Origin of the sequence: Halomarina salina (genome assembly GCF_023074835.1) — an archaeon.
Lineage (GTDB): Archaea > Halobacteriota > Halobacteria > Halobacteriales > Haloarculaceae > Halomarina > Halomarina salina.
The window spans coordinates 1,652,380-1,678,979 of the sequence record NZ_JALLGW010000001.1 but is presented as its reverse complement, the minus strand read 5'-3'; the positions used below and the strand labels follow the sequence as shown (position 1 = coordinate 1,678,979).

The 26,600-nt window shown below is 69.5% G+C and carries 23 protein-coding genes; 12 read left to right on the top strand and 11 right to left on the bottom strand.

Annotated features, from left to right (window positions below; genetic code table 11):
• The first annotated feature begins 30 nt into the window (after positions 1 to 30).
• The gene (locus MX571_RS08430; RefSeq protein WP_247415413.1) at positions 31 to 384 is read left to right on the top strand and encodes a hypothetical protein; all 354 of its coding nucleotides are present in this window, start codon (positions 31 to 33) and stop codon (positions 382 to 384) included.
• Positions 385 to 2,136 (top strand): site-2 protease family protein, encoded by a 1,752-nt coding sequence (locus tag MX571_RS08425; protein WP_247415411.1) that lies wholly within the window; start codon positions 385 to 387, stop codon positions 2,134 to 2,136. It abuts the gene before it with no gap.
• Positions 2,137 to 2,172: 36 nt separating this feature from the next.
• On the opposite strand, the gene MX571_RS08420 is transcribed toward MX571_RS08425, so the two are convergent.
• The 4 genes from MX571_RS08420 to MX571_RS08405 form a co-directional block, all read right to left on the bottom strand.
• Entirely contained in the window at positions 2,173 to 3,048 is an 876-nt protein-coding gene (locus MX571_RS08420; RefSeq protein WP_247415409.1) for a VOC family protein, read from the bottom strand.
• Between the two features lie 72 nt (positions 3,049 to 3,120).
• Positions 3,121 to 4,899, bottom strand: coding sequence for a glutamine--fructose-6-phosphate transaminase (isomerizing) (gene glmS, locus MX571_RS08415; protein WP_247415408.1), 1,779 nt, complete (start codon positions 4,897 to 4,899; stop codon positions 3,121 to 3,123).
• Complete coding sequence (locus MX571_RS08410; protein ID WP_247415406.1) at positions 4,899 to 6,086, bottom strand: sugar phosphate nucleotidyltransferase; 1,188 nt, start codon at positions 6,084 to 6,086, stop codon at positions 4,899 to 4,901. The genes glmS and MX571_RS08410 overlap by 1 nt, the downstream gene beginning before the upstream one ends.
• 53 nt (positions 6,087 to 6,139) lie before the next feature.
• On the bottom strand, positions 6,140 to 6,982 hold the full coding sequence (locus MX571_RS08405) for an undecaprenyl-diphosphate phosphatase (RefSeq protein WP_247415404.1): 843 nt from the start codon (positions 6,980 to 6,982) through the stop codon (positions 6,140 to 6,142).
• A gap of 208 nt (positions 6,983 to 7,190) precedes the next feature.
• Between MX571_RS08405 and MX571_RS08400 the strand changes: the two genes are divergently transcribed.
• The 3 genes from MX571_RS08400 (at position 7,191) to MX571_RS08390 (ending at position 10,193) form a co-directional block, all read left to right on the top strand.
• A complete protein-coding gene (locus MX571_RS08400; RefSeq protein ID WP_247415401.1) occupies positions 7,191 to 7,916 on the top strand; it encodes a hypothetical protein in 726 nt (241 codons plus the stop codon).
• A 349-nt stretch (positions 7,917 to 8,265) separates the two neighbouring features.
• A complete protein-coding gene (locus MX571_RS08395; RefSeq protein ID WP_247415399.1) occupies positions 8,266 to 9,756 on the top strand; it encodes a carotenoid oxygenase family protein in 1,491 nt (496 codons plus the stop codon).
• A gap of 242 nt (positions 9,757 to 9,998) precedes the next feature.
• A complete protein-coding gene (locus MX571_RS08390; protein WP_247415397.1) occupies positions 9,999 to 10,193 on the top strand; it encodes a DUF1328 domain-containing protein in 195 nt (64 codons plus the stop codon).
• Positions 10,194 to 10,329: 136 nt separating this feature from the next.
• Here the strand turns inward: MX571_RS08390 and MX571_RS08385 are convergent, their stop codons facing one another.
• On the bottom strand, positions 10,330 to 11,673 hold the full coding sequence (locus MX571_RS08385; RefSeq protein WP_247415396.1) for a DUF389 domain-containing protein: 1,344 nt from the start codon (positions 11,671 to 11,673) through the stop codon (positions 10,330 to 10,332).
• 197 nt (positions 11,674 to 11,870) lie between these two features.
• Between MX571_RS08385 and MX571_RS08380 the strand changes: the two genes are divergently transcribed.
• The 3 genes from MX571_RS08380 (at position 11,871) to MX571_RS08370 (ending at position 14,345) form a co-directional block, all read left to right on the top strand.
• Complete coding sequence (locus MX571_RS08380; protein ID WP_247415393.1) at positions 11,871 to 12,725, top strand: hypothetical protein; 855 nt, start codon at positions 11,871 to 11,873, stop codon at positions 12,723 to 12,725.
• Between the two features lie 37 nt (positions 12,726 to 12,762).
• Positions 12,763 to 14,097, top strand: coding sequence for a tRNA pseudouridine(54/55) synthase Pus10 (locus MX571_RS08375; RefSeq protein WP_247415391.1), 1,335 nt, complete (start codon positions 12,763 to 12,765; stop codon positions 14,095 to 14,097).
• Between the two features lie 107 nt (positions 14,098 to 14,204).
• A complete protein-coding gene (locus MX571_RS08370; RefSeq protein ID WP_247415390.1) occupies positions 14,205 to 14,345 on the top strand; it encodes a hypothetical protein in 141 nt (46 codons plus the stop codon).
• A gap of 6 nt (positions 14,346 to 14,351) precedes the next feature.
• On the opposite strand, the gene MX571_RS08365 is transcribed toward MX571_RS08370, so the two are convergent.
• Positions 14,352 to 14,999, bottom strand: a complete 648-nt coding sequence (locus tag MX571_RS08365; RefSeq protein ID WP_247415389.1) for a helix-turn-helix domain-containing protein — start codon at positions 14,997 to 14,999, stop codon at positions 14,352 to 14,354.
• 88 nt (positions 15,000 to 15,087) lie between these two features.
• Between MX571_RS08365 and MX571_RS08360 the strand changes: the two genes are divergently transcribed.
• On the top strand, positions 15,088 to 16,416 hold the full coding sequence (locus tag MX571_RS08360; protein WP_247415387.1) for a cytochrome P450: 1,329 nt from the start codon (positions 15,088 to 15,090) through the stop codon (positions 16,414 to 16,416).
• Positions 16,417 to 16,518: 102 nt separating this feature from the next.
• Here the strand turns inward: MX571_RS08360 and MX571_RS08355 are convergent, their stop codons facing one another.
• Entirely contained in the window at positions 16,519 to 17,307 is a 789-nt protein-coding gene (locus tag MX571_RS08355; RefSeq protein ID WP_247415385.1) for a helix-turn-helix domain-containing protein, read from the bottom strand.
• 205 nt (positions 17,308 to 17,512) lie between these two features.
• Between MX571_RS08355 and rnhB the strand changes: the two genes are divergently transcribed.
• A complete protein-coding gene (rnhB, locus tag MX571_RS08350) occupies positions 17,513 to 18,145 on the top strand; it encodes a ribonuclease HII (protein ID WP_247415384.1) in 633 nt (210 codons plus the stop codon).
• A gap of 332 nt (positions 18,146 to 18,477) precedes the next feature.
• Positions 18,478 to 18,789 carry a macro domain-containing protein gene (locus tag MX571_RS08345; protein ID WP_247415382.1) on the top strand — a complete coding sequence of 104 codons (312 nt, stop codon included), beginning with the start codon at positions 18,478 to 18,480 and terminating at the stop codon, positions 18,787 to 18,789.
• Between the two features lie 9 nt (positions 18,790 to 18,798).
• Here the strand turns inward: MX571_RS08345 and MX571_RS08340 are convergent, their stop codons facing one another.
• Entirely contained in the window at positions 18,799 to 19,218 is a 420-nt protein-coding gene (locus tag MX571_RS08340) for a GNAT family N-acetyltransferase (RefSeq protein WP_247415381.1), read from the bottom strand.
• 92 nt (positions 19,219 to 19,310) lie between these two features.
• Between MX571_RS08340 and MX571_RS08335 the strand changes: the two genes are divergently transcribed.
• Positions 19,311 to 21,101 carry a helix-turn-helix domain-containing protein gene (locus MX571_RS08335; RefSeq protein ID WP_247415379.1) on the top strand — a complete coding sequence of 597 codons (1,791 nt, stop codon included), beginning with the start codon at positions 19,311 to 19,313 and terminating at the stop codon, positions 21,099 to 21,101.
• 172 nt (positions 21,102 to 21,273) lie between these two features.
• Here MX571_RS08335 and MX571_RS08330 read toward each other — a convergent pair whose 3' ends face one another.
• The 3 genes from MX571_RS08330 to MX571_RS08320 all read right to left on the bottom strand — a co-directional run bounded on the left by MX571_RS08330 (position 21,274) and on the right by MX571_RS08320 (position 26,574).
• A complete protein-coding gene (locus tag MX571_RS08330) occupies positions 21,274 to 22,893 on the bottom strand; it encodes a preprotein translocase subunit SecD family protein (RefSeq protein ID WP_247415378.1) in 1,620 nt (539 codons plus the stop codon).
• On the bottom strand, positions 22,890 to 23,756 hold the full coding sequence (gene secF / locus MX571_RS08325; protein ID WP_247415376.1) for a protein translocase subunit SecF: 867 nt from the start codon (positions 23,754 to 23,756) through the stop codon (positions 22,890 to 22,892). Before secF ends, MX571_RS08330 begins: the two co-directional genes overlap by 4 nt.
• 148 nt (positions 23,757 to 23,904) lie before the next feature.
• Entirely contained in the window at positions 23,905 to 26,574 is a 2,670-nt protein-coding gene (locus tag MX571_RS08320) for a bacterio-opsin activator domain-containing protein (protein WP_247415375.1), read from the bottom strand.
• Positions 26,575 to 26,600: the final 26 nt, after the last annotated feature.

Here is a 26,600-nt window from a genome sequence, read left to right as displayed (position 1 = left end):
GCCCGGTGCGAGCGCCACTGCGGTCACGTCGTGCGCTCGGAGCCCGGCCCACAGCTTCCGGTCGAACCGTTCGACGGGTTGCTCCCAGAACGGCGCGTCGAACGTCTCGTCGTAGCCCTCGTAGCCACCCCGGACGTTGTTGACCAGCAGGTCGAGCCGACCTCGCTCGGTCTCGACGCGACCGAACAGCGCCTCGGCGGCCGCGTCGTCGGTGTGGTCGCAGACGGCGGCGACGTACGCCGAGCGGTCGACGTCCGGCGATACGTCCTCGCCGTTCACCTCGCTCCCGTCCTCGATACGCGTCTCGGTCCGTCGGAGAGGATAAGGCGCGCTCCCCCGTCCGACGACAATGCTTTTCTTCGACCTGTCCAATTCGATGAGTGAATGGGTCCCCTCGTCTGGCTGCTCCTCGGCACCTGCTGTTACACCGTCGCCGCCATGCTCGCGGCGCGGCGCGGCCTCCTGCCCGACTGGGTCGAGGTCAGCGGCCCGATAACGACGGTCCACACGAGACGCGGCCGACGGCTGCTGGACCGCCTCGCCCGCCACGACCGACTGTTCCGGGCGTTCGGGACGCTCGCGGTGGCCGTCGCGTTCGTCCTCATGGCCCTCCTCGCGGTCGTCGTCCTCGTCGTGGCTCGGGCAGCGCTGGCGGGGGAGGCCAGTTCCGCCGCCGCACAGCCGCGGAACGTCGTCGTCGTGCCGGGCGTCAACGACTTCCTCCCGCTCTCGGCCGCCCCGGAACTGCTCGTCGGCCTGCTCCTCGCCCTCGTCGTCCACGAGGGCGCACACGGCGTGCTCTGTCGCGTCGGCGGCATCGAGGTGGAGTCGGTCGGCGCGTTCCTCCTCGGGCCGCTACCCACGGGCGCGTTCGTCGACCCGGACGACGAGACGGCGGAAGCGGCGTCGCCGGGCGTCCTGAACCGGATGTTCGCGGCGGGCATCCTCACCAACCTCGTCGTCACGGTGCTCGCGTTCGGCCTCCTGTTCGGTCCCGTCGGCGGGGCCATCTCTCCCGCGCCGGGCGCGGCCATCGGCGGCGTCGCCGACGGGTCGCCCGCCGCGGCCGCCGGCATCGAGGCGGGCGACCGCATCACCGCGGTCGCGGGCACGTCGGTCGAGGACGCCGACGCACTGGACGCGGCGCTCGCGGGCACGGCCTGCGACGCGACGGTCGAACTGGACGGCGAGCGCGAGACCACGCTCCGGCGGGCGGTCACCGTCGTCGGTGGCGACGGTGCGCTCTCGCCGGGGACCACCGTCGCCGCCGTGGACGGCGAACCCGTCTGCACGCTGGCCGGGTTCGCGTCGGCCATCGGCGACAGCGAGCAGGTGACCGTCACCACCGGCGACGGCGAGACGCGCTCGCTGGCCGTCGGCGCTCGGGTGACGCCGACCGACGGCGGCCCGCTGGCGGACGCTGGCGCACCGACCGACCCGGTCACCCTCGTTCGGTTCGACGGGGAGCGGGTCCAGTCGACCGAGGACCTGCTCGACGCGCTCTCGGCGGCGACGACGGGCCAGCAGGCGTCGGTCGTCGCCTACGCGGGCGACGGCGACGGCGCGCGACGCCACGAGTACACGGTGACGCTCGGCGGCGAGCACGCCGATGGCGGTGACGGTGGCCTCCTCGGCGTCGTCCCACGGGCCGGGACGAGCGGGCTCGCGCTGGTCGACGCCGGAATCCGAACGTACCCCGCCGACCGGATGCTCGGCCTGTTCACCGGCGAGGGCGTCTCGGACGCGCTCCCCATCGGGGGCGTCGCGGGCCTCCTGCTCGTCGTCATCCTCCTCCCGCTGGCGGCGACGGTCGGCTTCGCGCCGTACAACTTCGCGGGGTTCGAGGGGCAGGTCGCGGGCTTCTACACGGTGCCGGGCGTACCCGCACCGCTCGACGGCGGCGTGTTCCTCCTCGCCAACGTCCTGTTCTGGACCGGGTGGGTGAACCTCCAGTTGGCGCTGTTCAACGCCATCCCCGCGTTCCCGCTCGACGGCGGGAAGATTCTCCACACGAGCGTCGGTGCGCTCTCGGACCGGGTGGGCGCACCCGAACCGACCGCGACGGCCGCCACCGCCGTCGCCACGCTGGCGATGCTCGGCGCGCTCACGGCGATGCTGGTCGGCCCGGCGCTCTGAGTCGCCGGTCGGCCGGTCGAGAAAGAGCGTTCCCGACTACTCCTCGACGCGAACGCGGACCGCGATACGGTCCGGGTCCTCGACGGTCAGGCCGTCGTCCGACCGCTCGAATACGTCGCCCCGTGCGTCGAGATGCGTCGCGAGTGCGTCCAGCGTCTCGGCGTCGGGAACGACGAGTTCGAACCAGTCGAGGCCCAGGCCATCCCCCGGACCGCGACGGTCGTTCCACGAGTTCAGGCCGACGTGGTGGTGGTAGTCTCCCGCGGCGACGAACGCCGCGCCCGACCCCTCCTGTCTGAGATTCATCCCGAGTTCCTCGACGTAGAACGCCCGCGAGTCGGGCACCGACGATACTTCGAGGTGAATGTGCCCCACTGTCGTCTCATCCGGCGCGCCGTCGTCGCCAGTGGCGTCCGCCCGGAGCGCGTCGAGGTCCAGCGGGAGCGTGTCCATCTGCACACGGCCGTCCGCGGTCGGCCACTGCTCGCCTGGTCGGTCGCGGTACAGTTCGACGCCGTTGCCCTCCGGGTCGGTGAGGTAGAGCGCTTCGCTGACGCGGTGGTCCGAGGCACCGTCGAGTCGCCACTCCGCCTCGACGCGGGCGAGGGCGTCGCCGAGCGCTCCCCGGTCGGGGAACAGGAACGCGGCGTGGAACAGGCCCGTCTCGTCGCGGCCGCGCTCGGGGAGTTCGGGGCGGGCGGCGAGTTCGAGGAGCGGGGTATCGCCCGCACCGAGCGTCGCCCGGTCGTCGCTGGTCTCGTCGCCGTCGGTGTCGAGGCGGTCCAGCCCGACGACCGACTCGTAGAACGACGCTACCCGGCCGAGGTCGGCGACGCGAAGCGCGACGCGGCCGACGTGACTCGTCGCTGGTAGCGGGGCGGGGGCGCTCGTCTCGTTCGTCGTGGAGTCCATAGCTGAAGATACTCCTGCGAGGGGAAAGACGTACGCGGCGGGGTCGTGCGCGGACTGCGCCCGACCGCCGTACTACTCCACGGTGACGCTCTTCGCCAGGTTCCGCGGCTTGTCGATGGAGCGGTCGAGCAGCGCGGCGGCGTGGTACGCCACGAGTTGTAGCTGGACGTTCGCGAGGATGGCCGCCGTGCGGTCGTCGCTCACCGGTACCTCCAGCACGTGGTCGGCGTAGCGCGCGGCGTCGTTCTGGCCGTCGGTGACGACGACGACCGGGGCGTCGCGCGCCTCGACTTCCTTGACGTTCCCGATGGTCTTGCGCGCCAGCAGGTCGTCGCCAGTGACGGCCGCGAACACGGGCGTGTTCTCGGTGACCAGGGCGAGTGGGCCGTGTTTCAGTTCGCCCGCGGCGAACCCCTCGGCGTGCTCGTACGATATCTCCTTGAACTTCAGTGCGCCCTCCAGCGAGACGGGGTACTGGAGGCCACGGCCGATGAAGAAGTAGGCGTCCGAACCGTCGTACGCCCGCGCGATGTCCTCGGCGTTCGACTCGTCGAGTACCTGCTGGACGTTCCCCGGCAGGTCGCGGAGCGCGGCAACGTCCTGGCGCGACGCGCCGGTCCCCGAGAGGACGAGCAGCGCCAGCGCGAGCACCTGCGAGGAGAAGGTCTTCGTCGCGGCGACGCCGATTTCCGGACCGGCGCGGATGTACAGCGTCTGGTCGCACTCGCGGGACACCGACGACCCGACGACGTTCGTGACGGCGAGCGTCTCCGCCCCGCGGCGTTTGGCCTCCCGGAGCGCACTCAGCGTGTCGGCGGTCTCGCCGGACTGGGTGACGCCGATGACGAGGTCGCCGTCGACGGGCGGCGGCGAGGTGGCGTACTCGCTCGCGAGGAACGCCTGTGCGGGGATACCCGCCTCGTGGAACAGGCTGACGCCACAGAGCGCCGCGTGGTAGGAGGTGCCACAGGCGACGAACTGCACGCCGTCCGGGTCGACGTCCACGTCGAGGTCGACCGTCCCGTCGAGTTCCGAGACGCGCCCCCGGAGACACTGCCGGAGGGAGCGTGGCTGTTCGTGGATCTCCTTCAGCATGAAGTGGTCGTAGCCCGACTTGCCGGTCTCCTCGGGCGACCACTCGACGGTATCGATATCCTTCTCGCGGCGCTGGCCCGCCGAGTCGGTGACGTGCCACTCGTCGGCGGAGATGACGGCGAACTCGCCGTCCTCCAGGTAGACGACGCGGTCGGTGAACTCCCGGAACGCGGGGACGTCGCTGGCGAGGTAGAACGCGCCGTCGTCGATGCCGAGGACGAGCGGCGAGTCCTCGCGGGCGGCGAACACGCGGTCGTCGCCCGCGACGACGACGGCGACCGCGTAGCTGCCTTCCAGCCGCGAGACGGCGGCTCTGACGGCCGTCTCGGTGTCGTCGCCCGCGTCGAGGCGCTCCTCGACGAGGTGGGGGATGACCTCGGTGTCCGTGTCGCTGCGGAACTCGTGGCCGTCCTCGCGGAGTTCGGCCTTCAGTTCCTCGTAGTTCTCGATGATGCCGTTGTGGACGACGGCGACCCGCTCCGAGCAGTCGCGGTGCGGGTGCGCGTTCGCGTCCGTCGGCGGCCCGTGGGTCGACCAGCGCGTGTGGCCGATGCCGACGTGGCCGCCGATGTCGTAGTCGTCGAGCGCCGCCCGCAGGTCGTCGAGTTCGCCCGCGCGCTTGACCACGTCGAGGTCGTCCCCGACCAGCGCCACGCCCGCCGAGTCGTAGCCGCGGTACTCCAGTTTCGAGAGGCCGTGGACCAGCGTCGCGAGCGTCTCGTCGTCCCGGCCGACACAGCCGACGATGCCACACATCAGCGGATCACCTCGCTGTCCGCCCTGACCTGTCCCGAGACGACGACGCCGGTCCGGAGGTGGCCGTTCGTCCCGACGAGCGTCCCCGGCGCACAGTTCACGCCACCCTCGGCGCGGACCCTGTCGCCGAACACCGCCCCCAGTCGCTCGCCGCGGTGGACCGCGTCGCCGACCTGTACGTCGGCGGGACCGCCCGGCGCGATGGTCGAGGGGCCGAGGTGGACGTCGTGACCGCTCACGCAGTCGATGAGGACGCTCCCCGCCCCGACGCGCGTGTCCGTGTCGAGGACGGAGCCCTCGAGCGTCGCGTTCGCGCCGACCGTCGCGTTCCGCCCCAGCGAGACGTTCGGGCCGACGACCGCACCCGCCGCTATCTCGCTGTCCGGACCGACGACGACCGGTCCCTGGAGCGTCGCGTCGGGGTGGACGCGCGCACTGTCCGCGACCCAGACGTCCGGGTCGCGCTCGGGTGCTTCGACGAGTCCGTGCCGCAGCACCTCGCGGGCGACTTCGAGCAGGTCCCACGGGTACGTCGCGTCGACCCAGAGCCCGCCCGTTCGGACGGCCTGAACCTGTCGCGCCTCCACCAGTTCCTCGACGGCGGTGGTCAGCGGGAGGGTGCCGTCGGTGCGGTCGGCCCGTGCCAGCGCGTCGAAGATGTCCCGGTCGAACGCGTACACCCCGGCGTTGATGAGGCGGAACTCGCGGCGGTCCGGCTTCTCGACGAGGGCGGTGATGGTACCGTTCTCGACGTCGACCGCGCCGTAGCGCTGGGCGTTCCCGTGTTCGAGGACGGCCAGCGCGGCGGGCGACTCCTCGTGGGCCTCGATGACCGCCGCCACCATCTTCGACTCGATGACCCGGTCGCCGTTGACGACGACGAACGAGTCGCCGACCGTGCCGGCGGCCTGCTGGAGGGCGTGGCCGCTGCCGAGTTGCTTCTCCTGAACGACGTAGTCGATGGGGACGCCCCGGTAGGTGGGGCCGAAGTGGTCCTGCACCCGGTCGCGCTTGTAGCCGACGACGAGACAGAGCCGGGAGATGCCGGCGTCGACGAGCGCGTCGAGCACGTACTCCATGATGGGCCGGTTCGCCGCAGGGAGCATCGGCTTCGGTCGGTTGTGCGTCAGCGGGCGCAACCGGTTGCCTTCCCCCGCCGCGAGGACGACGGCGGTGTCGATTGTCATACCTACCGCTACGTCCGAAGGGTCGTCAACGTTCTGCTGCTCTCGACCGACGCTCACGCCGGGACGAACAGGCCGCCGACCACCGCGAGCAGTCCCAGACCGACGCAGACCCACCAGAACGACGCCCGTTCGGCGACGCGAACCAGCGCGTCGATGGTCAGGTAGCCGACGACGGCGCTCGCCGCGAGCGCCACGAGCGCGCTCGCGGGCGAGAGCGCGAGCACCCCCTCGGTGAGGACGACGAGCGCTCCCGCCCCGAACGCGGCGGGAATCGACAGCAGGAACGACAGCCGGAACGACTCGCTGGCGTCGTGGCCCCGCAACAACAGCGCACCGGTCGTCGTTCCGGACCGCGAGACGCCGGGGAGTACCGCGACGCCTTGCAGACTGCCGACGAGCACCGCGTCCACGAGCGTTGGAGCCGTCCGGCGTTCGACCGCACGCCCCGCGAACCGCTGGAAGAGGCCCGTCCCGACGAGGGCGAGGCCGACGAGCGCCACGAACACGCCGCCGGTGACGGCGTCGACGAGGGCGTCGAACGCGAGGTACGCCGCCCCGCCCACCAGCGCGGAGACGAGCGTCGCGGCGACGAGGAACCGGCGCTCGGGCGACCAGTCGAGTGCCTGGGTCGGTCGCCAACCGGATGGCCGCCTGGAGGTCGGTCGCCACCCGACGGCGTCCGCGAGGGTCCCGCGGACCGTCCCGCGGTAGTACGCGAGCGCGGAGAGTGCGGTCCCGGCGTGGAGGAACAGCGAGAACCGGGCCGCCGTCGTCGCCGGAACGCCCTCGACGACGGTGAGATACAGGGTCACCTGGCCCTCGCTGGAGACGGGAAGCCACTCGAAGACGCCCTGGAGCAGACCGACGACGAGCGCGACGACCAGCGAACGGTTCATACACTGACGCGTGAACGAGTCGCCATAACTGCCTCGAATCGCATGACACCGTGGCGATTGTACCCGCTGAACTGCCGACAGTTCCCGCATACTCAGGCAGCACATTCAAACGTGGTCAGTCCTGCGTACCGGGTATGACGGACACGGGACAATTCGCCTCGAACGACCAGGAAGCGTCGCACCCCGATACAGGGGAAGGCCCCCCCGGATGACCGTCGAACCCACCGTCGCGAACCGTCTACTCAGGCTGGGGGAGGACCTGGGAGCCGCAGCGCCATCGGGGGACATCATCGACATGCTGGCCGTCGGTATCGGCGTCAAGCCGATGGCGGGGCTGGCCACCTGTTACACCGCCGACGGCGAACCGGCGTGGGACGCCATCGAGACCGACCCGGCGATGCCACGGTCGGCGCTCGGCGACCGCCTCAGCGCCGCCGGGTTCCAGTGGACGTTCACCCCCGTCGAGACGGTTCGAGACGACGGGCAGACGTTCACGTGGTACGAACTGCTCCTCGGAGCCGACTGCACGACGCTCCCCGAGTTCCTCGAACAGACCGGCACGCACCCGAACGACCGCACCGAGGCCGAGTACGGCGAGGCGCTCGGCTACCCCGACTCCGCCGTCGAGTGGTTCGTCAACCAGCCAGCGTCGCACTACGACAGCGCCTTCGAGGTCATCAGACACGGCGAGTACGACGAGAACGCCCAGACGCTCGCCGCCAGTGTCCCGTACGTCCCCGCCCCGACCCGCACCGGTGCGCAGGACGCCATCGACGACGGCCGAGAACTGACGGACGCGCTCGGCCAGTTCGACAGCGTGGTCGACGACGGGTGGTTCGCGGAGCGACTGCTCGGCGAGCGAGTGAGCGAGTCGCTCGCGACCCACGACAAGACCGAACCGTGGCGCGACCCGCTCCACCGCGCGATGGGGTAACCCCTCTCTGTCTCCCTGCCGAGTGCGAACTGTCCCGGACCACCACGACGGCGAGTTATCGTAACGGAACGAACCTGTGTGCCCTTGCACAACGTATAACGTGGCCGGACACGAACGCGCCGTATGGCTCCGAAGAAGGCCGAGGCCGAAGCCCTACATCGCTGTTCGTGCGGAGCGACGTTCGAGAGCGCCGAAGAACTCCGAGAACACGCACGCGAGGAGCACGACGCCGTCGTCTGAACGGGCAGTCGACTGGACGAACCACTGCTCGCCGTCCGGCCATCGGGCGGCGGGACGAGCGGATTGACGCGACCCCGCGGATTTTAGCGACTGCGAGCGTCTCCCCGGTATGTCCGACCTGGGGTTCCACACGCTCGATTCGGAGGTGGACGCCGAGTTGCGCGTCGAGGGCGACCTGCCGACGTGGCTGGACGGCAGTCTCGTCCGGAACGGCCCCGCGCTGTTCGAGGCCGAGGGGAACGGCGTCGACCACTGGTTCGACGGCCTCGCGATGCTCCACCGCTTCGCCTTCGAGGATGGCGCGGTCCGCTACCGAAACCGCTTCCTCCAGACCGAGAGCTACGAGCGGGCCAGTCGCGGCGACGTCCCGACGGGATTCGCCACCGGAAGCGCGTCGATGCTCCGCAAACTCCGGTCGTTCCTGGTCGACGCCCCGTACGACAACACGAACATCGTCGCCGAGCGGTTCGCCGACCGCTACCTCGCGCTGACGGAGACGCCACGCCACGTCGCGTTCGACCCCCGGACGCTCGCCACGGGCGACCACGTCCAGTACGCGGGGGACCAGCCGAGCGGCCACCAGGCCTGTGCTCACCTCCAGCGCGACCCGTGGACCGGCCGGTTCGTCTCCTTCGAGGTGGAGTACGGTCGCCCCGCGAACTACCACGTCTACGAGACGAGCGACGCCGTGACCCGGCGACACGTCGCGTCGATTCCCGTGCGAGAACCGGCGTACATGCACAGTTTCGCGCTGACGCCGAACTACGTCGTCCTCACGGAGTTCCCGTTCGTCGTCGACCCCGTGGCGATGCTCACCAGCGCCGGCGCGTTCGTCGACGCGTTCCGCTGGGAACCCGAGCGGGGGACGCGGTTCGTCGTCGTCGACCGGAACTCGGGAGGCGTCGTCGCCACACCCACCACGACGGCGTGCTTCGGGTTCCACCACGTCAACGCCTACGAGCGCGACGTGCAGGGGCGGCCCGGCGAGCAGAGTGACGACCCTACCGACGACGTCCGACCCAGACCGGGAGCGGAACTCGTCGTCGACCTGGAGACGGTCCCCGACGCCGAGTCGCTGGCCGCGCTCTCGCTCGACCGCCTCCGGTCGGGCGACCTCGGGGTGTTCGGTGGGGCGCTCGACCGGTTCGTCGTCGCCCTCCGTGCGGACGGCGCGTCGGTGACCCGCGAGCGACTCCACGACGGGACGGCCCTCCCGACCGCGTCGCCGCTCCGTCGCTGTCGGCCGTACCGCTACGCCTACGCGCAGGCCACCGACCAGCCGGTCACCGAGTGGCCCAGCGCGCTGGTCAAGGTGGACGTCGAGACCCGCGAGTCGTGGACGTACGACCCGCCTGACGGCCACGTCGGCGAACCCGTGTTCGTGCCGCGTGGAGAGGCCACGACGCCCCGCACCGGAGGAACTGCGCCGGTCGACGGTCCGGAAGACGACGGCGTGGTCCTCGCCGTCGAACTCGACGAGTCGGCGGGCCACTCGTGGCTGGTCGTCCTCGACGGCGAGTCGTTCGAGGAGCGAGCGCGAGCGGCCGTCCCCCACGCGATTCCGTACGACTTCCACGGCCGCTACTTCCCGGAGCTGTGAGAGTGCGGCCGGGCAGAGTGAGGTCGGAGGGTACCCCTCGGGGGCAAACGCGTTCAGTGAGACCACTTGCGTACACCAACAGTTTCACGAACGCCCTGTAGGGCAGTTCGTTTGCCCAGAAACGCCCCGTATTTCGTGTCCTTGCAGGCCCAACGGTTATCATGTAACTCCGCGTCAGAGGAACGTACCATGTGCCAACTCAACGGTCGTCATGGTTCAGTGACACTCGAAGGTGAGTGTGCATGAACGCGCTCGCAGCCGTTTCCGCGCTTCCGCTCCAAGGCGGGGGCCTGCTCTGGCTCGCCATCGTGTTCATCATCCTGGCAGTCGTCGCTGGACTGGCCGGGTTCAGGGGTATCGCGGGGCTCACGATGGGCGCCGCGCGACTCCTGGTACTCGTCTTCATCGTCCTGGCGGTCATCTCCTTCCTGGTGTGACCGCGTCTGTGGCCTAACCGGCCGCACGAGAGGCGGGGTGTTCACGCACGCCCGTTTTTGAACCGAGCGTCGAACCGACCGAGACCGATAGGTCCGTCGGCAGACCTCGACCGCTAGAGAACTCGTCAGTAACGACTCACGCCGGCGCGGCGTGGACGCCCCGAGCGGGCGACCCGGCGACGTCCTGACCGTCCGCCGACGCGGACTGGTAGTCGACGAACTGGATGCGGACCGTGACGTCGTTGCCCGTCCGCTCGGCGACCCGGTCCTGGAGCGACTGAGCGAGTAACGCGTAGTCGTCGTCGGTGGTCCGACCGAGGACGACCGTAACCGATTCGGGTTCGCTGAACAGGCCGTTGTCCTCGTAGCTGACCGAGATGTCGTGGAGTTCGAGCGACGCGTACTGCGGGTCGTCGAGCGTGGCCGAGACGGCCGTCGCCGCGTCGTGTTCGAACAGGATGTGCGTGCTGGCCGCGCCGACGGTGACGACGGTGACGGCGAGGAAGACGACGACGAGAATCGCGTAGACACCCGTCCGGGCGGTGAGACCGGAGCCGGACACCGCGCTGCGGACCACCGACGAGCGGTAGCCCAGCGCGACGAGCGCGACGTACGCGGTGAGGTTGAGGAAGACGATGTTCATCAGCAGCAGGACGATGGAGCCGGCGGCCATCAGCGGCTGGTTCCAGACGACGCCGATGGCCGACGTCGCCACCGCCGGGATGATGGCGGCGGCGACGGCGACGCCGGCGATGGCGACGGGGAGGTCGGTCGCCAGCGCCAGCGCCCCCGCAGCGCCCGCACAGATGGCGATGGCGAGCGCGAGCAGACTCGGCGTGAGGAAGAAGCCGACCTGCTGGGCCTGCGAGATGGCGAGCGACTCGGGGACGAACCCGGCCTGCTGGATGGCGAACGCGACCAGCAGCGCCCCCATCAGCCCGACGAACAGCCCGATTATCTGGGCACGGGCGCTCCGGACGACCATGTCGCGGTCGCCGATGACCGCGCCCGCACTCGCCGACAGCGTCGACCCGGCGAACGGTGCGATGACCATCGCCCCGACGATGACGATGGCCGAGTCGAGCAGGAGTCCCGACACCGCGACGAGCGCGGCCAGGAAGGAGAGCGCGATGTACGTCCCGCCGTCGGGCCAGAGGTCGTCGGCCCGTTCGCGCAGTCGGGCGTGAGAGACGCCGCGTTCGCCCTTCGGCCCCTCAACGAGTCCTTCCAGTTCGCCGGTGTCGACGCCCTCGACCGCCTCCGCGTCGGTGACGACGATGTACGTGTCGTCGCCGAGACCGGCCTCGCGCAGTCGCTCCCGGACACGCTCGACGGCACCCTGCGGGGCCGGGACGTACATCACGACCGCTTCGGTGCGTCTCACCTCGTCGACGACGAGATACTCCGCCCCGAGGTCGTCCAGCGCGTCCTCGACCTGGGCGCGCTCGGACGTCGGCACGAGCACCTGTAGTAATCGCATCGAAACTGCCGACTCGTGCCGACGGGAAAACTGTTGTCGCCTTCGGGACGGTCCCTCCGAGAAGATTATGACAGTCGGCAGTATTGTTCGTGTATGGTCCCCTCACGACGCGACGCACCGACGTACCGGCCGGTGACGGGAACGCGGCGTCAGACGTTGCGGCAGGTGATTGCCGACGAACCGACGGTGACACGCTGATGGTGTCGTTCCAGTCCCTGGCCGGGGAGGGGTGGCGACGCACCGAGTCCGTCCGATGGCTCGTCGTCGTCCCGTTCGTCTGGTCGTTCGCGCAGTTCGGCAGTGTGCAGTCGGTCCTCGACTACCACGGCTTCACGGTCGGCCTCCGACTCCCGGTACCGGCGGCTCTCCCGACGCTGTGGACTTTCGCGAGGGTTCCGTCGAGTGGAATCACTGTCAACCCGCCGACGGGGGCTGGCGGTGTCTTCCCACCCATCCTGGGCGTCCCCGTCGCCTTCGTCGTCGGGGGGCTCCTGACGGCGGGCTTCCTGGGCGAACTGCACGCCGCGATGGCCGCTCCCGAGCGTCGAGGGTTCGTCGAGAACGTCGTCCGCTTCGCGGTCCCACAACTCTCTTACGCGGCGCTCGTCGCACTCGCCGGTGTGCTCGTGGGAGGTCTGGCGAGCGTCTTCCCACCGGCCATCCTAGTCGCGTTCGTCGGCTTCTTCGTCGCTGGCTATCTGTTCTGGGCGACGCCGTTTCTCGTCGTCACCGACGACCGTTCGCTCGCCGAGGCGGTCCAGCGTAGCTACCGACTCGCCATGGACGGTGGCGAGCACGCTTCCTTCTTCTTCAAGTATCTCGGGGCAGGGGCACTGCTCTCGATTCCAGTCACGCTGTTCACGGTGAACTTCGGCTTCGTCGGACTCTTCCTCGGCGCGGTCGTCACCGCACCGCTCTGTCTCGCGTTCTCCGCGGCGGCGCTGGCGTATCTCGATGGAGGGCCAGTCTCTCGCGAGGTCGGTGGGACGAGCGACCACGGACCCGGTGCGGGGATGGCGAACAGCGACACCGACCACCCGCGCAACCCGTAATGCGAAGGCCAAAGGCGCGGCGTAGCGTTCGCCCGCCATGGACCTCATCGAGGTGACGGAGCGGGCCGTGGCGACGGGGCCGCTCTGTGATTCGTGTCTCGGACGACTCGTCGCCGACCGGTCGTTCGGGCTGACGAACGCCGAGCGCGGCCGGGCGATGCGCACCGCCCACGCGCTGGCCGTCGACGAACCCTACGAGCCGCCCGAGGAGACGTGCTGGGTCTGCGAGGGCGAGTGCGAGCGGTTCGAGGCGTTCGCCGAACGCGCCGTCGCCGCCCTCGAGGGCTGGGAGTTCGAGACGTACCAGGTCGGGACGCGCGTCTCGCCGCTGCTGGAGGAGAACGAGGCGTTCCTCCGCGAGGACGCCGGTCTCGAACCGGCGGACGGCGACTACGACCACGAGAGCGACGCGGAGACCGACGACGCTCCCAAAGAGACGCTGAACAAGGAGTTCAACCGCGAGGTCGGCAAGCGAATCGGGGCGGCGACGGGCACCGACGTCGACCTCGAACGGCCGGACGTCCTCGTCCTCATCGACCTCTCGACCGACGAGATCGACGTGCAGGTCAACTCCGCGTTCGTCTACGGCCGGTACCGGAAGCTCGAACGCGACATCCCCCAGACCCGCTGGCCCTGCACCGACTGCAACACGACGGGCATCAAACGGGGCGAGGAGTGCGAAGCCTGCGAGGGGACCGGCTTTCGCTACGGGACGAGCGTCGAGCAGTTGACCGCTCCGCCCGTCGTCGAGGCGATGGACGGCGAGGAGGCGACGTTCCACGGCGCGGGCCGCGAGGACGTGGACGCCCTGATGCTCGACACCGGCCGCCCGTTCGTCATCGAGGTGAAGCAGCCCAGGCGGCGCGACGTGGACGTGGCCGCACTGGAGGAGGCGGTCAACGAGTTCGCCGGCGGCCGTGCGGAGGTGGAGGGCCTGCGACTCGCCACCCACGACATGGTCGAGCGGGTGAAGAGCCTCGACGCATCGAAGACCTACCGCGCACAGGTCGAGTTCGACGAACCGGTCGACGAGGCGGCGCTCGCGACGGCCGTCGAGGAACTGGACGGGGCCACTGTCGAACAGCGGACGCCCCACCGCGTCGACCAGCGCCGGGCCGACATCGTGCGCACCCGGACGGTGTACGGCATCGGTGCCGACCTGGACGACGACCGTCACGCCACCGTCGAGATACACGGCGAGGGCGGCCTCTACATCAAGGAGCTCGTCAGCAGCGACGAGGGCCGGACCGAACCGTCGCTGGCCGGACTCCTCGGCGTCGGCGCGACGGTGACGGCACTCGACGTGCTGGCCGTCGAGGGCGAGGACGAACCGTTCGAACGCTCCGAGTTCTTCCGCGACGCCACGGCCTGACGGCGTGGATGAACTCGCCACGGTGGCACCGTCCGTTTCTTTCCACGGGAATAGCAGCCATCAGATTTATTCGTAACGGTTGTTAACCGTGTGGTAGGGTGTCACAAATGTGCCATCGTAACACGACCGAGGAGTACGCCCACTACGTCCTCGGCGAACGAGAGGACCGACGAGAGGAGGAGCCAGAGGAGGAGACGCGGCGAATCGACGGAGAAGCGGCCCGCGTGGCCCGGAACGCGGACGACTGACCGCGACTACTCCAGTGCCTCGCGGACGAGGCTCGACTCCGCTTTTCTGAGGTGTGTCGACGCCGTACTCGGTGCACAGCCGAGGCCGTCGGCGACGTCGTCCACGCCGCCCGACCGCGGTACGTCGTAGTAGCCGACGTCCAGCGCCGCCTGCAACGCGTCCCGCTGTCTCGACGTGAGTCGCCGCCCGACGCCCTCGTGGTCGTACTCGCCCAGTCGGTCGACCGTCGCGGACAGTTCCTCGGGAAATCCGCCGACGACCGACCGGAGCGCCTCGGGCGCGCCGAGCACGGTCAGCGTCAGTTCGCCGTTCGGCTGGTAGGTCAGCGGCGGCACCACCAGCAACCCCTCGTGGGTGAACGCCCGCTGGAACGTCTCGACCTGCGGTGACGTCTCCTCGCGGACGAAGACGTAGAACCCGCCGCCCGCCGCCTCGGTGATGTCGTAGTCGACGACCCTGTCGACGGCGGCCAGTCGCTCGACGTAGGGTTCGCGCTCGGCGAGCACGTGGAACAGCGCGAACGTGAGGTCCTCGTGGGAGTGGTTCCACGTCAGCATCTTCGACCAGCGAGCGTGGTCGGCCTCGTCGAGGTACTGGTGCATCGGGTGCCGGAGCGTCCGCGGGAACCGGACGGTGAGACGGATGTACTTCACGTCGACCGGAGGTTGGCGACCGCGACTACTTAAACACACGTACGAGTTCGTCGGAACCAGCAAGGAACGTCGCGGCCGAGTTCCATCCATGGCGACGAACCGCACTCGCGTCCCGTCCGGCCCCGACGGCCTCCCGGTGCTCGGCAACACGCTCGACCTCACGCGCGACGTGTTCAGGTTCTACGAGGAACTGCACGCCGAGTACGGCGACGTCGTTCGCTACGAGGTGGCCGGCGACGAGGGGTACATGGTCGCCCACCCGGACCTCGTCGAACAGGTGCTCGTGACCGACGACGAGGCGTTCGTCAAGGGCGACCTGTTACAGCGCACGCTCCGGGGAGCGCTCGGAGAGGGGATGTTGCTCGCCGAGGGCGACGACTGGCGCGCCCAGCGGACGACCGCACAGCCAGCGTTCTACCGCGAACGCGTCGCCGCGTACGGCGACACGATGGTCGACTTCGCCGACGGCACGGCCAGCGAGTGGTCGGACGGCGACGTCCTCGACGTCCGTCCCGAGATGAGCGAACTCACCCTGCGCATCCTCGCGCGGACGCTGTTCGGCCTCGACATCCGCGGCGAGGAGTCGGTCGTCCGCGACACGGCCGACGCGATGCGCGAGCGCATGGACGCCTCCACGGTCGTCGCGTACCTCCCCGACTGGGTGCCGGCACCCCGGATTCGAGCCTACAAACGGGCCGTCGCGGACGCCCGCGCCCTCATCGACGACCTCATCGAACGGCGCAGGCGCGAGGGCAGCCACCCGAGCGGTGAGAGCGACCTGCTCACGATGCTCGTCGCGGCGGCCGAGGCGGGCGGGATGGACGACGAGACGCTCCGGGACAACATGCTCACGTTCCTCTTCGCCGGCCACGAGACGTCGGCGCTCGCGTTGACCTACGCGCTGTTCTGTCTCGGTCACGACCCCGAGGCGCAGGCACGACTCCACGACGAACTCGACGCGCACGACGGCCCGCTGACCGCCGACGCCCTCTCCCACCTCGACGTGCTCGACCGGACGGTCCGCGAGGCGATGCGCCTCTACCCGCCGGTGTACACTCACTTCCGAGAGCCGATCCGTGACGTGACGGTCGGCGACTACCGGATTCCGGAGGGCGCCGTCGTATCGCTCCCGCAGTGGGTCGTCCACCGCGACGAGCGCTGGTACGACGACCCGCTGACGTTCGACCCGGAGCGCTGGCTCGACTGGGACGGCCCGGAGTACGCCTACTTCCCGTTCAGCGGCGGCCCTCGCCACTGCATCGGGATGCGATTCGCCGAGCTAGAGACGCGACTCGTCCTCGGGACGCTCCTCCGGAACTGGCGCGTCGAGTCGGTCACCGAGCGACCGCTGGACCTGGTCGCGAGTGCGACGGCGACGCCGGCGTATCCGGTCGAACTCCGAGTCCACGAAAGGTAGAGAGGACAGCGGTGGTCGGTCGCCGGTCGCGACCGACTCAGCCGTCCGTACCGACCGACTCAGTTGCCCGTATCACCCGCTCGACGAGCCGTACCGGTTCGCTCAGTCCCCGAACTCCGCACGCAGCAGGGCCTGCTCGGCCCGGCGGAGTCGTTCGGAGAGCGCCTGGTGGGTGACGTCGAGTTCCTCGGCGAGGTCCTCCAGCGACACCTGCCGGGGAATCTCGAAGTAGCCCCGTTCGAAGGCGACGGCGACTGTCTCGCGCTGTTTCTCGGTCAGGTCGGTTCCCGCCGACCCGCTCCGACAGCCGATCTGGGAGAGTCGCGCCTCGACGTCGAAGCGGTCGAGCGTCGACACCGTCTCCGCGAGCGCCTCCCGCGTCGCGTAGCGGACCCGGAGCGACCACTCGCCGTCGGTAGCGCTCGCCGAGAGGACGGTCCCGTCCCGGCTGGTGACGACGTCGGCGACCAGCGAGACGTGGTCGCAGAACCCGAGTTCGCACAGCGCCATCCCGCTGCGCCGCGCGAGCACCGAGCGGACGTCGACGGTCGGGTCGGCCGCCAGCGCGTCGAGCAGGCCACCGACGTCGTCGTCCTCCCGAGCGCCGCGCCCTCGACGGACCTGCGTCGGGTCCGCGTCGCCACCCTCGCCGCCCACCCACGCGAACGAGAACGGGTGGGCCGGACGACTCGCCGCGACGGGTTCGACGCGTATCGACAGGTCGGGCCGTCGCTCGAACGACGACGCCAGCGCCAGGTCCTCGGCCGAGAGCCGAAGTTCGGCGACGGTCGGCGAGGCGTCGGACGCGGCCTCCGTCTCCTGCGGACTCTGTGGCCCCACTGCCAGGGATGCCGGGTCGCGGTTCCGGTCACCGGATGGGTTGGGTCTCATGGCGTTCTGGAACGGGTGGCGAGCCGGCTACCGGGACGTCGGTAGCAGTATCGCCCACAGAGACCCTCCTGCAGCCGTTCTGGGGCGACGCCTGTTCGTTCCGTGTCAGTTCCAGTGGGTGCCCACCTATCTACCTGTTGGCCACCTGTCGTGGGGACTGAACCACATGGAGAACGACTTTACGTCCCGGATACGGCCGGCTGGTATGGAGTTCGGTGTCGACGAAGCCGGGAAGGGGCCGGTGCTCGGACCGATGGTCGCGGCGTGCGTCGCCGCGCCGTCCGACGCCCTCCCCGACGACGTGGACGACTCGAAGCGGGTGGCTCCGACCCGCCGCGAGGCCATCGCCGCGACGCTCCGCGAGGACCCGCGGGTCCGCGTCGGCGTCGCGACCATCGACCCGGAACGCATCGACGGCGAGGAGGACATGAACACGCTGACCGTCGTCGCCCACGCGGCGGCCATCGACGACGCCGGGGCGACGGGAGCCGGCCTCGCCGACGCCTGCGACGTGGACGCGGCGCGGTTCGCCCGGCGCGTCGCCGGGCGCGTCGAGGCGGACGTGGACCTCCGGGCCGAACACGGCGCGGACGAGTCCTCGGCGCTCGTCGGTGCCGCGAGCATCGTCGCGAAGGTCGAACGGGACGCTGCGCTCGCGGACGTGGCCGACCGACTCGGCGAGGTGGGTAGCGGCTACCCCAGCGACCGGACGACGCGCGCGTTCCTCAGGGAGTACGTCCGGGAACACGGTTCTCTCCCCTCGTGTGCGCGCGCGTCGTGGAAGACCAGTCGGGACGTGCTGGCGTCGGCAGAGCAGTCGAACCTCGACGCGTTCTGAGGCTACGTGCGTAGCCCCGTGACGACGCGTTCGCTAGGTGCGTAGCCACCAGACGAACCATCGTCACCCGCCCACGGTCGACCGGGTGGTCACCCGGGACGCGCCTCAGTGGGTCAGGTCACAGGTGGGCTATCGATGGCACGCCCCGGGCCTCTTCGACCACCGTTCACCCCCTCGCTGACGCGGTGTGGACGCACCGCCTCCTGCGACGGTCCGCGCTCGAAGCCTCCCCTCCCGACGCGTCCGACCGACGCGACGAGTCGACCCCCGCGACGATTCGGCCCTCCTCTTCCGACACGACCGTTTACCAGCGTCGAGCGAGACGCTCGGCCATGGAGTTCACCGTCGTCGAAGGTGACGTCTCGGCACAGACAGCGGACGCACTGGTCAACGCCGCCGGGACCTCCTTTCGGATGGGGTCGGGCGTCGCGGGCGCGCTCCGCCGGGCCGACCGTCTCGGCTGCGAGTCGCTCGCGATTCCGGCGCTCGGCTGTGGCGTCGCGGGGTTCGACCTCGCCGAGGGCGCGACACTCGTCGGCGAGGCCATCGACGCCTACGACCCCGAGACGCTCGCGACCGTCCGGTTCGTCGGCTACGGCGAGGAGGCCGAGACGATCCGTCGGGCGGTCGAACCGTCTCGGTGAGCGGTCCACTCACTCCGTCCGGAGAAACATCCCACGGGAGACGGGGGCGGTCCGTTCGAACCCCCATCGTTCGTAGAACCCCTCGACGTCCGCCAGGAGGTTGACGTACGCGTCGAGCGACGCCGCCTCCTCGATGTACGCCATCAGCGCGTCCATGATTCGCGTACCGAGACCCTCGCTCTGGTGGTCGGGGTGGACCACCATGTCGCAGACGTGGAACACCGATGCTCCATCGCCGACGACGCGCCCGGTGCCGACGACCACTTCGGCCCCCTCCTCGCTCGTCGTCACGACCACGCCGAACAGCGAGTTCGGGAGGCCACGCCGGAGACCCGCCATCGAGCGAGCCCCCATCTCGTTCAGTTCCCGGAGGTGTGCCAGTTCGTCGGCGGTCGGCACGCGATGGTGGAGGGAGTACGTGGAGTCCATACGAGGAGTGCCCTCCCGACCGACACGGTCGTTCCGATTTCCCGACCATCGTCCGTCGAAATTGAGTTACGTTCGGCGACGAAGTAAATCGCATGAGCGGTCGCGACGAGTCGACGAACCCCTTCTCCCTCCTGGCCGACGAGACGCGCCTCGGCATCGTCGAGGCCATCGGCGACCGAAGCGGCGACGGCGAGTACGCCAGCCTCTCGTACTCGACGATTCAGACGGCGCTCGGGGAGGTCGACTCCGGGAGACTCAACTACCACCTCCGACAGCTCGAAGGGCGGTTCGTCGAACACACCGACGACGGCTATCGACTGCTGATTCCCGGCATCCGGGTGTACCAGGCCGTGACCTCTGGCCAGCTCGCGGCCGACCGGCCGACCGTCCCGCCGACCGAGATCGACTCGCCCTGTGGTGACTGCGGCGACCCCCTGTTCGTCTCCTACGAGGAGGGACGGGTCTTCGTCCGCTGTCCGACCTGCGACGTCACCTACCACCGGTATCCGCTCTCGCCGAGCGCCTTCGATCCCGGCGACGCGGCGAGCCTCGCCGACGCCGGGCTGACGGTCGCGTTCGCCGACCTGCGGTCGATGCTCGCCGGGGTCTGCCCGTACTGCTCGGGCGTCGTCGAGTGCACCCTCTCGGCGGACGACCGTGGTGACCTCGGACTGGAGGGTCCCGAGACGTTCGCCCACCTCACCTGCTCGACCTGTGGCTGGTTCAACCACCCGCAGGCGACCATGGCGACCTACCTCCACCACACGACGGCGGTGTTCTACGAACGCCACGGCAGGGCCGCCCCGCACTCGCGACTGACCGTCGAGGGCGAGTGGTCCGAGACCGTTCGCTCGACCGACCCCTGGCGAGTCGAGGTCCGGGTCACCCTCGACGGCGACACGCTTCGACACGTGGTCGACGAGAACCTCGACGTCGTCGAGTGGGAGGTCGACGGGTGGGGCACCACGCGTCAACGGCCCGCGAAGCACGGACGACGAGCCGTGACGCTCGACCGAACGGCGTCGACGGCATCCGGTGAGAGTCCGTTCTCGCTGCTGGCCGACGAGACGCGCCTCGGCATCGTCGAGGCCATCGGCGACCGAAGCGGCGACGGCGAGTACGCCAGCCTCTCGTACTCGGAGGTGAGAGCCGCCCTCGACGGGGTCGACACGGGGAACCTCAACTACCACCTCCGGAAGCTCCGTGGCCGGTTCGTCGAACGGACCGACGACGGCTATCGACTGCTTATCCCCGGCATCCGGATGTACCAGGCCGTCGCCTCCGGCCAGTTCGCGGGCGACCGACCGACCGTCCCACCGACCGAGGTCGACTCCCGGTGTGAGGGCTGTGAGGAACCGGTCCAGGTCGCCTACGAGGACGGCCGGTTCTTCGTCCGCTGTCCGACCTGCGAGGTCACCCAGATCCGCTACCCGCTCTCGCCGAACGCGGTCGACCCGACCGACGTCGACGGACTGGTCTCGGTCGCGATGACCAAGATACATCTCGACCTGCGGTCGATGCTCGACGGCCTCTGTCCGTACTGCTCCGGAGCGGTCCACCACGACGTCTCGACGGCCGACCGCGGCGACCTCGGACTGGACGAGCGAGACGCCTTCGCGCACCTCACCTGCTCGACCTGTGGCTGGTTCAACCACCCGGCGGTCGAGATGGTGGCGTTCCACCACCACGCGACCGAACAGTTCTACGAAGAGCGCGGGCGGCCCGGCCACTACACCCGGCCGAACGTCGACGGTGAGCTGGAGGTGACGGTCGAATCGGAGGACCCGTGGCGTATCGAGGTCCGGGTCACCCTCGACGGCGACACGCTTCGACACGTGGTCGACGGCGACCTCGACGTCGTCGAGTGGGAGGTCGTCGACTGATGTCAACCGGCTATGGGTAACTGCGTTCTCCAAACGGCTTTACCATCACAAATCAACCCTACCGATAGTGGACGCAGTCGCCCTTTCAAGCCTCTGACACAAGCGCCTGTGTCCACGTACGAATTCTTCAGACGGTAGGACGCCGAGAATCGGGTGTCGGAAGCGACGGCGTTCAGTCGAGGACGACGTTCCTGAGGATGTCACCGTACGCCGGTCGCGTGACCAGCACGCCGACCAGCACGCCGACGATGGTGACGATGGCGAACCCCTGCAGGTCGCCGAGCGAGAGCACCGCGAGCGGACTCAACGCGACGATGGTCGTCGCCGCGGCCGCACCGATGACCCAGAGCGCCTTGCGGAACCGCGATTTGAACACGCGGCCCGTCTTCACGTCCCCGCTCTGGAGAATCTCGTCGGCGATGATGACCAGGTCGTCCACCCCCGTCCCGATGACCGCGATGAACCCAGCGATGTGCGAGAGGTCGAGCGCCAGGCCGACCGCGGAGGCGAACCCGAGCAGGATGTACACCTCGGCGGCCGCGGTCAGCACCATCGGGAGCGCGACACCCGGTTCGCGGTAGCGCGCGCCCACGACCACCGCGACGGCGAGCATCGCGGCGATACCCGTCACCACGGAGAACGTCTTGAACCGGTCTGCGAGCGTCGCCTGGAGGTAGTAGCTGGTTCCACCGTCGATGTCGAGTTGCGCCGGGAGCGCACCGGCCTGCAGGTCGAGGCGCAGGCGCTGGGCCTCGGACTGGTTGGACGCGCTCGTGACGAACGTCGGGTCCTTCGTGAAGTCTTCGTTGGCGATGGTCGAAGCTAGTTTGTCGCCCATGCTCGCCGCGTAGACGACATCGCCCTGTATCTCGCCGTTTACGACCCCGCCTCCGCGGACGGTGTAGAGACAGTAGCCCGAGTCGTCGGGGTTCCCGCTGTACCGACACGCGAAGACACCCTGGTCGGTGAACCCGAACTTCCGCATCGCATCGGAGAAGTTCTGGGCAGCGGAGTCGGTGAGCGTCGTCGGGACGACGGGCTGCCCCCGTTCGTTTTCAGTCACCTGCCCAGGTGTCATATCGTCCTGTGTGAACAGCGGAACGTTCCGGTACGACCCGTCCTCACCGGGGAAGTGCGCGACGACGACGACCTGCCCTCGGTCGCCGATGAGGTCCAGGACCTCCGCGCGCGTCGCGCCGGGCACCTCGACGAGGACGAACGCCTCGCCGCCCGAGCGCGCGATAGCGGCGTCACCGCCGGAGAGCGACCCCGCACCGCGAATCTTCTGGTCCAGCACCTCGACGGCCGTCTGGAGCGTCCGGTCCGTGACGCCGTCGCGGATGTCGCCCGTGCTCACGTCGTAGCCCGCCGACTGGAGCGCACTGGCGAACTGCTCGCGGGAGACGTTGCTCGAGAACACCTCGACGGTGTCACCCTGCGAGCGAATCTGGATGTCGAGCGTCGAGAGGTTGAGCCGCGAGGCGAGGTCCTGTTCGACGCTCGTGGCGTTCTCGTTCGGTATCGAGACGCCCTCGGCGGTGAGACCGATCAACGGCGCGCGGATGCGCGTCCCGCCCGAGAGTTCGAGGCCGAACTTCAGGTTCGTCGGGCCGCTGTCGGTGTTCACCGTCGTGGTGACGTTCGTGGTGTTCGTCCCGTTGGTACCGTTCTGCACGGGCGACGGCGTCGCCGCGGGCGTGTCCGACCCGCCGCGCGGGGCGAACAGCGCGACGCTGGAGAGGACGACGAAGACGACGAGCAGGACGACCCGCCAGTTCTCTCGGACGTTCATTTGGCGATCCCCTCGTACTTGTAGTAGCGGAGTAGACTCACGTTGAGGAGGTAGGTGTTCATCAGGTCGGCGGTGAGGCCGAACACGAGAACCACACCGACCTCCGGGAGCAGCGGGATGCCGAAGACGAACCGGGAGGAGACGATGGTCATCACCGACATCGCGGCGATGGAGGTGACGGTCATCGTCACCCCGGTGCGCATCGCGCGGTAGGTCGACTCGTAGAACCCGCCCGGCCGACGGAGGATGTGGTTGTTGAGCAGGAGGTCCGAGTCGACGGAGTACCCGATGAGCATCAGGAGGGCCGCGACGGTCCCCAGTGTGAGTTTGATGCCGAACAGGCTCATCAGGGCGAGCGGGATGACGATGTCCGAGAACGCGCTCGCGACGACGGCGATGGAGGGGACGAACGTGCGGAACAGCGCGAACACGATGAGGCTCATGCCGAGGAACGCGACGCCGATACCGACGAGCGCCTGCTCCTGAGACTCCGAGGAGAACGACGCCGACCGCGAACTGGACGACTGGACGTCGAAGCCCGCCTCCTCGGCGGCGGCGGTTATCTCCTGAACCTCACTGTTCTCGGTCGCCTGGAAGGTGACGAGATAGGAGTTCCCGCTTCCGGCCTGCTGGATGGACTCGACCTCGTAGGGGACGCGCGACTCGAAGGCCTCCGTAATCTCGGCCTGCGACGCCCCCGTCTGTATCTGGAGCTCCGTCCCACCGGTGAACGCGATGCCCGGCGTCGGGGGGACGACGACCAGAACCAGGAGGGCGAGCAACAGCACCAGCACCGGAACGGCCACCAGCTGCCGGTTGCTGTAGCGGGTGTAGTCGATAGTCGACACCTCGAATCGAGACATGGGCGTGGCTGCGAAGTGGCCGCTGTTAAGCGTTCCTTTTCGGTGATTCCGTCGCGAGGAGATGGCCGTTCGACGCAGTCGTCACTGCTGGCGTGAAGCGATGGAGGACGGGTCGGGTCGGTCGTGCGGGGAGGGACTCGTCGAGCGGTCAGCCCTCCAGGAGCATGGAGAACAGTTTGCGCTCGGCCGCCCGGAGGTGCTTGTTGAACGTCGGCTGGGAGATGTCCAGCGACGTCGCCACCTCCTGTCCGGTCCGGTCGCGGGGCCACTCGAAGAAGCCGCTCGCGAACGCGGTCCGCAGCACCTCGTGCTGGCGGTCGGTCAGTCGCTCGGAGATGCCTGCACGCACGTCGCGGCGGGTCTGAGCCGACGACGACCGGTTGCGCCGGGCGAGCAGGTCCGTGCCGGGGTAGCGACGCTGGACGGCCTCGACGAACTCTCGCACGTCGGCGTCCTGCGGCAGTTCGACGACGACGCGAGCACCGGACTCGTCGACGTGGATGGAGCGGGTCACCGCCCCGCAGTCGGCGAGGTGGGTGGCGATGATGTCCGTCGTCAGGCGCATCTCGCAGCGGACGGCGTCGTCGTCCTCGGCGATGATGCCGACGTGTTCGACGCCGACGAACTCGTCTTCGAGGGCGAGCAGGTCGTCCGGGTTTGCGCCGTGAGCGCTACAGAACACCAGCGTGCTGTCGCCGGACTCGTGGATGATGTCGTCTATCTCCAGTCGGCAGTCGGCGGTCTCGGCGAGCGAGCGGAGCGTCAGGTCCTCGTCGACCTGCAGTTCCAGTTCGGCGACCCGGTCGGCGAGCATCGTCCGCCGCGTCTCGACGTTGTTGATGGCGTTGGCGATGGTGCCGCCGAACTCGGCGAGCACCTCGCGGCGCATCTGGTCGAACGCGTCCTGCTGGTTCGCGTACACCGCGAGCACCCCGTACAGCACGTCGCCGTGGAGGAGCGGGACGGCGAGCACGGAGAGGTAGTCGTTCGAGAGCGCGGTACGCCGCCACGGTTCGTCCTGGAAGCCGGTCGCCACCTCGCCAACCACGACCTGCTCGCGGGTCGCGGCGGCGCGTGCGGCGGGTTCGGCGAACTCTTCGCCGAGGCTGAGGTCGACGGTGTCGAGGTAGCCACGCTCGTCGCCCGCGGTCGCGCGCGAGACGAGGCTCCCGTCCTCGACGGCCGCGGTCCAGGCGAACGAGAACTCGTCGGCCGTCACGAGTTCCTCGCAGACGGCGGTCTCGACCTCCTCGCGCGTGTTCGCGCCGACGAGCGCCGCGTCGACCGACCGGATGATGTCGTTCGTCTGCTTCAGGCCGGTCAGGGCGGCGTTCTGCTCGCGCAGTTCCTCGTCGCGTTTCCGGAGTTCGTCCTCGCGCTCGACCCGGTCGAGCGCGGCCTCCGCGCTCGCGGCGAGCAGGTCGACCAGTTCGGTCATCTGCGTGTCGAACGCGGCGGTCTCGGTCGACTCAGCGAACAGCACGCCGTGCTCGCCCAGGGGGACGTAGAGTCCCGAGCGGAACGGCGTGTCCTCGTCGTACACCGACTCCGCCTCGCGGATGTCGTCGTACGAGAGCAGCTCCCCGGCGACGAACGTCCGCCAGACGAGCGCCGGCTCGGCCGGTCCGACCGTCGGCAGGTCGCCGACGAGTTCGGTCATCTCGGGGGACCACGCGGAGGGTCTGAGTCGGCCCTCGTCACCGTCGAACAGGTAGACGCCGACGCCCTGCAGGTCGAGCACGTCGGAGGCCGTCCGGGCGATGAGGTCGCTCACGTCGTCCCGGCGTTCGGCGGTCAGCAGTTCGCGCGTCGAGTTGTGGAGCGCGGTCAGCGTCTGCTCGTAGCGCTTCCGGTCGGTGATGTCGCGGGCCACGCCCACGAACCCCTGGCTGCCGTCCCGTCGCGAGAGCATCGAGAAGCGCGTCTCGATGGGGACCGAGTCGCCCTCGCTGGTCGCGAGGTTCGTGTCGACGCTCGCGACGTCCTCGCCGGATTCGAGCATCTGCGCGGAGAGCTCCTCGACCATCTCGAACACGTCGTCGTCGGCGAGCATCTGGGAGTGCTGGCCGATGAGGTCCTCGCGCTGGTAGCCGGTCATCTCGGTCGTCGCGTCGTTGACCCACTCCATGCGGAAGTTCGGGTCCAGCGAGTAGACGGCGTCGTCGACGGTCTCGAGGATGGTCTCGTAGCGCTCCAGTTCCTCCTGCCGTCGTTCGCGCTCGATGACGGGTTCGAGGATGTCCGCGACGCGGACGAGCAGCTGGCGTTCGGCGTCGCCGAACTCGCGCGGGTGAGTCGTGTACGCGGCGAGCACGCCCCACGGGCCACCCGGGAGGTCGAGTCCGAGTGCGATGCCGCCGGCGACGTCGCCGACGGAGGCGTCGGCACACACGGCGCCGGTCGCGTCGAGCGCCGCGCGCGCGAGCGACTGGTCGTCCGAGATCGTCTCGGGACCGCGCCAGCCCGTCTCGGCGACCAGCGAGAGGTCGTCCTCGTCGGCCTGGTACTCGAACAGTCCACAGCGGTCGATGCCGAGCGACGCCTGGATGATGGCGGTCGCCTCCTCGAACAGCCGCGGGAGGTTCTGCCCTTCGAGGGCGGACTGGCGGAGGTCCGCCAGCGCCTCGCGGCGCGTCGCCCAGTCGGCCGCGTCCGGCGACCCGACCGCGTTCTCGATGCGTCGGTGGAGCTCCCTGCCCGCTGCGTCCTCGGAGACGACGTCGGTCGCCCCGGCCGCGAGGACGTCACCGGTCCCGACCTCGTCCGAGACGCGAGCGACGATGGGGATGTCCTTGTTCACCGCGCGAATGCGGTCCACGACCTCCGGCCCGGTCGTGTTAGGTA

Coding starts and splice junctions, on each gene's coding strand:
- MX571_RS08410 (WP_247415406.1), bottom strand. CDS start 6,086: ATGACAATCGACACCGCCGTCGTCCTCGCGGCGGGGGAAGGCAACCGG.
- MX571_RS08345 (WP_247415382.1), top strand. CDS start 18,478: ATGGAGTTCACCGTCGTCGAAGGTGACGTCTCGGCACAGACAGCGGAC.
- MX571_RS08395 (WP_247415399.1), top strand. CDS start 8,266: ATGTCCGACCTGGGGTTCCACACGCTCGATTCGGAGGTGGACGCCGAG.
- MX571_RS08425 (WP_247415411.1), top strand. CDS start 385: ATGGGTCCCCTCGTCTGGCTGCTCCTCGGCACCTGCTGTTACACCGTC.
- glmS (WP_247415408.1), bottom strand. CDS start 4,899: ATGTGTGGCATCGTCGGCTGTGTCGGCCGGGACGACGAGACGCTCGCG.
- MX571_RS08335 (WP_247415379.1), top strand. CDS start 19,311: ATGAGCGGTCGCGACGAGTCGACGAACCCCTTCTCCCTCCTGGCCGAC.
- MX571_RS08360 (WP_247415387.1), top strand. CDS start 15,088: ATGGCGACGAACCGCACTCGCGTCCCGTCCGGCCCCGACGGCCTCCCG.
- MX571_RS08420 (WP_247415409.1), bottom strand. CDS start 3,048: ATGGACTCCACGACGAACGAGACGAGCGCCCCCGCCCCGCTACCAGCG.
- secF (WP_247415376.1), bottom strand. CDS start 23,756: ATGTCTCGATTCGAGGTGTCGACTATCGACTACACCCGCTACAGCAAC.
- rnhB (WP_247415384.1), top strand. CDS start 17,513: ATGGAGTTCGGTGTCGACGAAGCCGGGAAGGGGCCGGTGCTCGGACCG.
- MX571_RS08375 (WP_247415391.1), top strand. CDS start 12,763: ATGGACCTCATCGAGGTGACGGAGCGGGCCGTGGCGACGGGGCCGCTC.
- MX571_RS08355 (WP_247415385.1), bottom strand. CDS start 17,307: ATGAGACCCAACCCATCCGGTGACCGGAACCGCGACCCGGCATCCCTG.
- MX571_RS08330 (WP_247415378.1), bottom strand. CDS start 22,893: ATGAACGTCCGAGAGAACTGGCGGGTCGTCCTGCTCGTCGTCTTCGTC.
- MX571_RS08370 (WP_247415390.1), top strand. CDS start 14,205: ATGTGCCATCGTAACACGACCGAGGAGTACGCCCACTACGTCCTCGGC.
- MX571_RS08385 (WP_247415396.1), bottom strand. CDS start 11,673: ATGCGATTACTACAGGTGCTCGTGCCGACGTCCGAGCGCGCCCAGGTC.
- MX571_RS08340 (WP_247415381.1), bottom strand. CDS start 19,218: ATGGACTCCACGTACTCCCTCCACCATCGCGTGCCGACCGCCGACGAA.
- MX571_RS08400 (WP_247415401.1), top strand. CDS start 7,191: ATGACCGTCGAACCCACCGTCGCGAACCGTCTACTCAGGCTGGGGGAG.
- MX571_RS08380 (WP_247415393.1), top strand. CDS start 11,871: ATGGTGTCGTTCCAGTCCCTGGCCGGGGAGGGGTGGCGACGCACCGAG.
- MX571_RS08405 (WP_247415404.1), bottom strand. CDS start 6,982: ATGAACCGTTCGCTGGTCGTCGCGCTCGTCGTCGGTCTGCTCCAGGGC.
- MX571_RS08390 (WP_247415397.1), top strand. CDS start 9,999: ATGAACGCGCTCGCAGCCGTTTCCGCGCTTCCGCTCCAAGGCGGGGGC.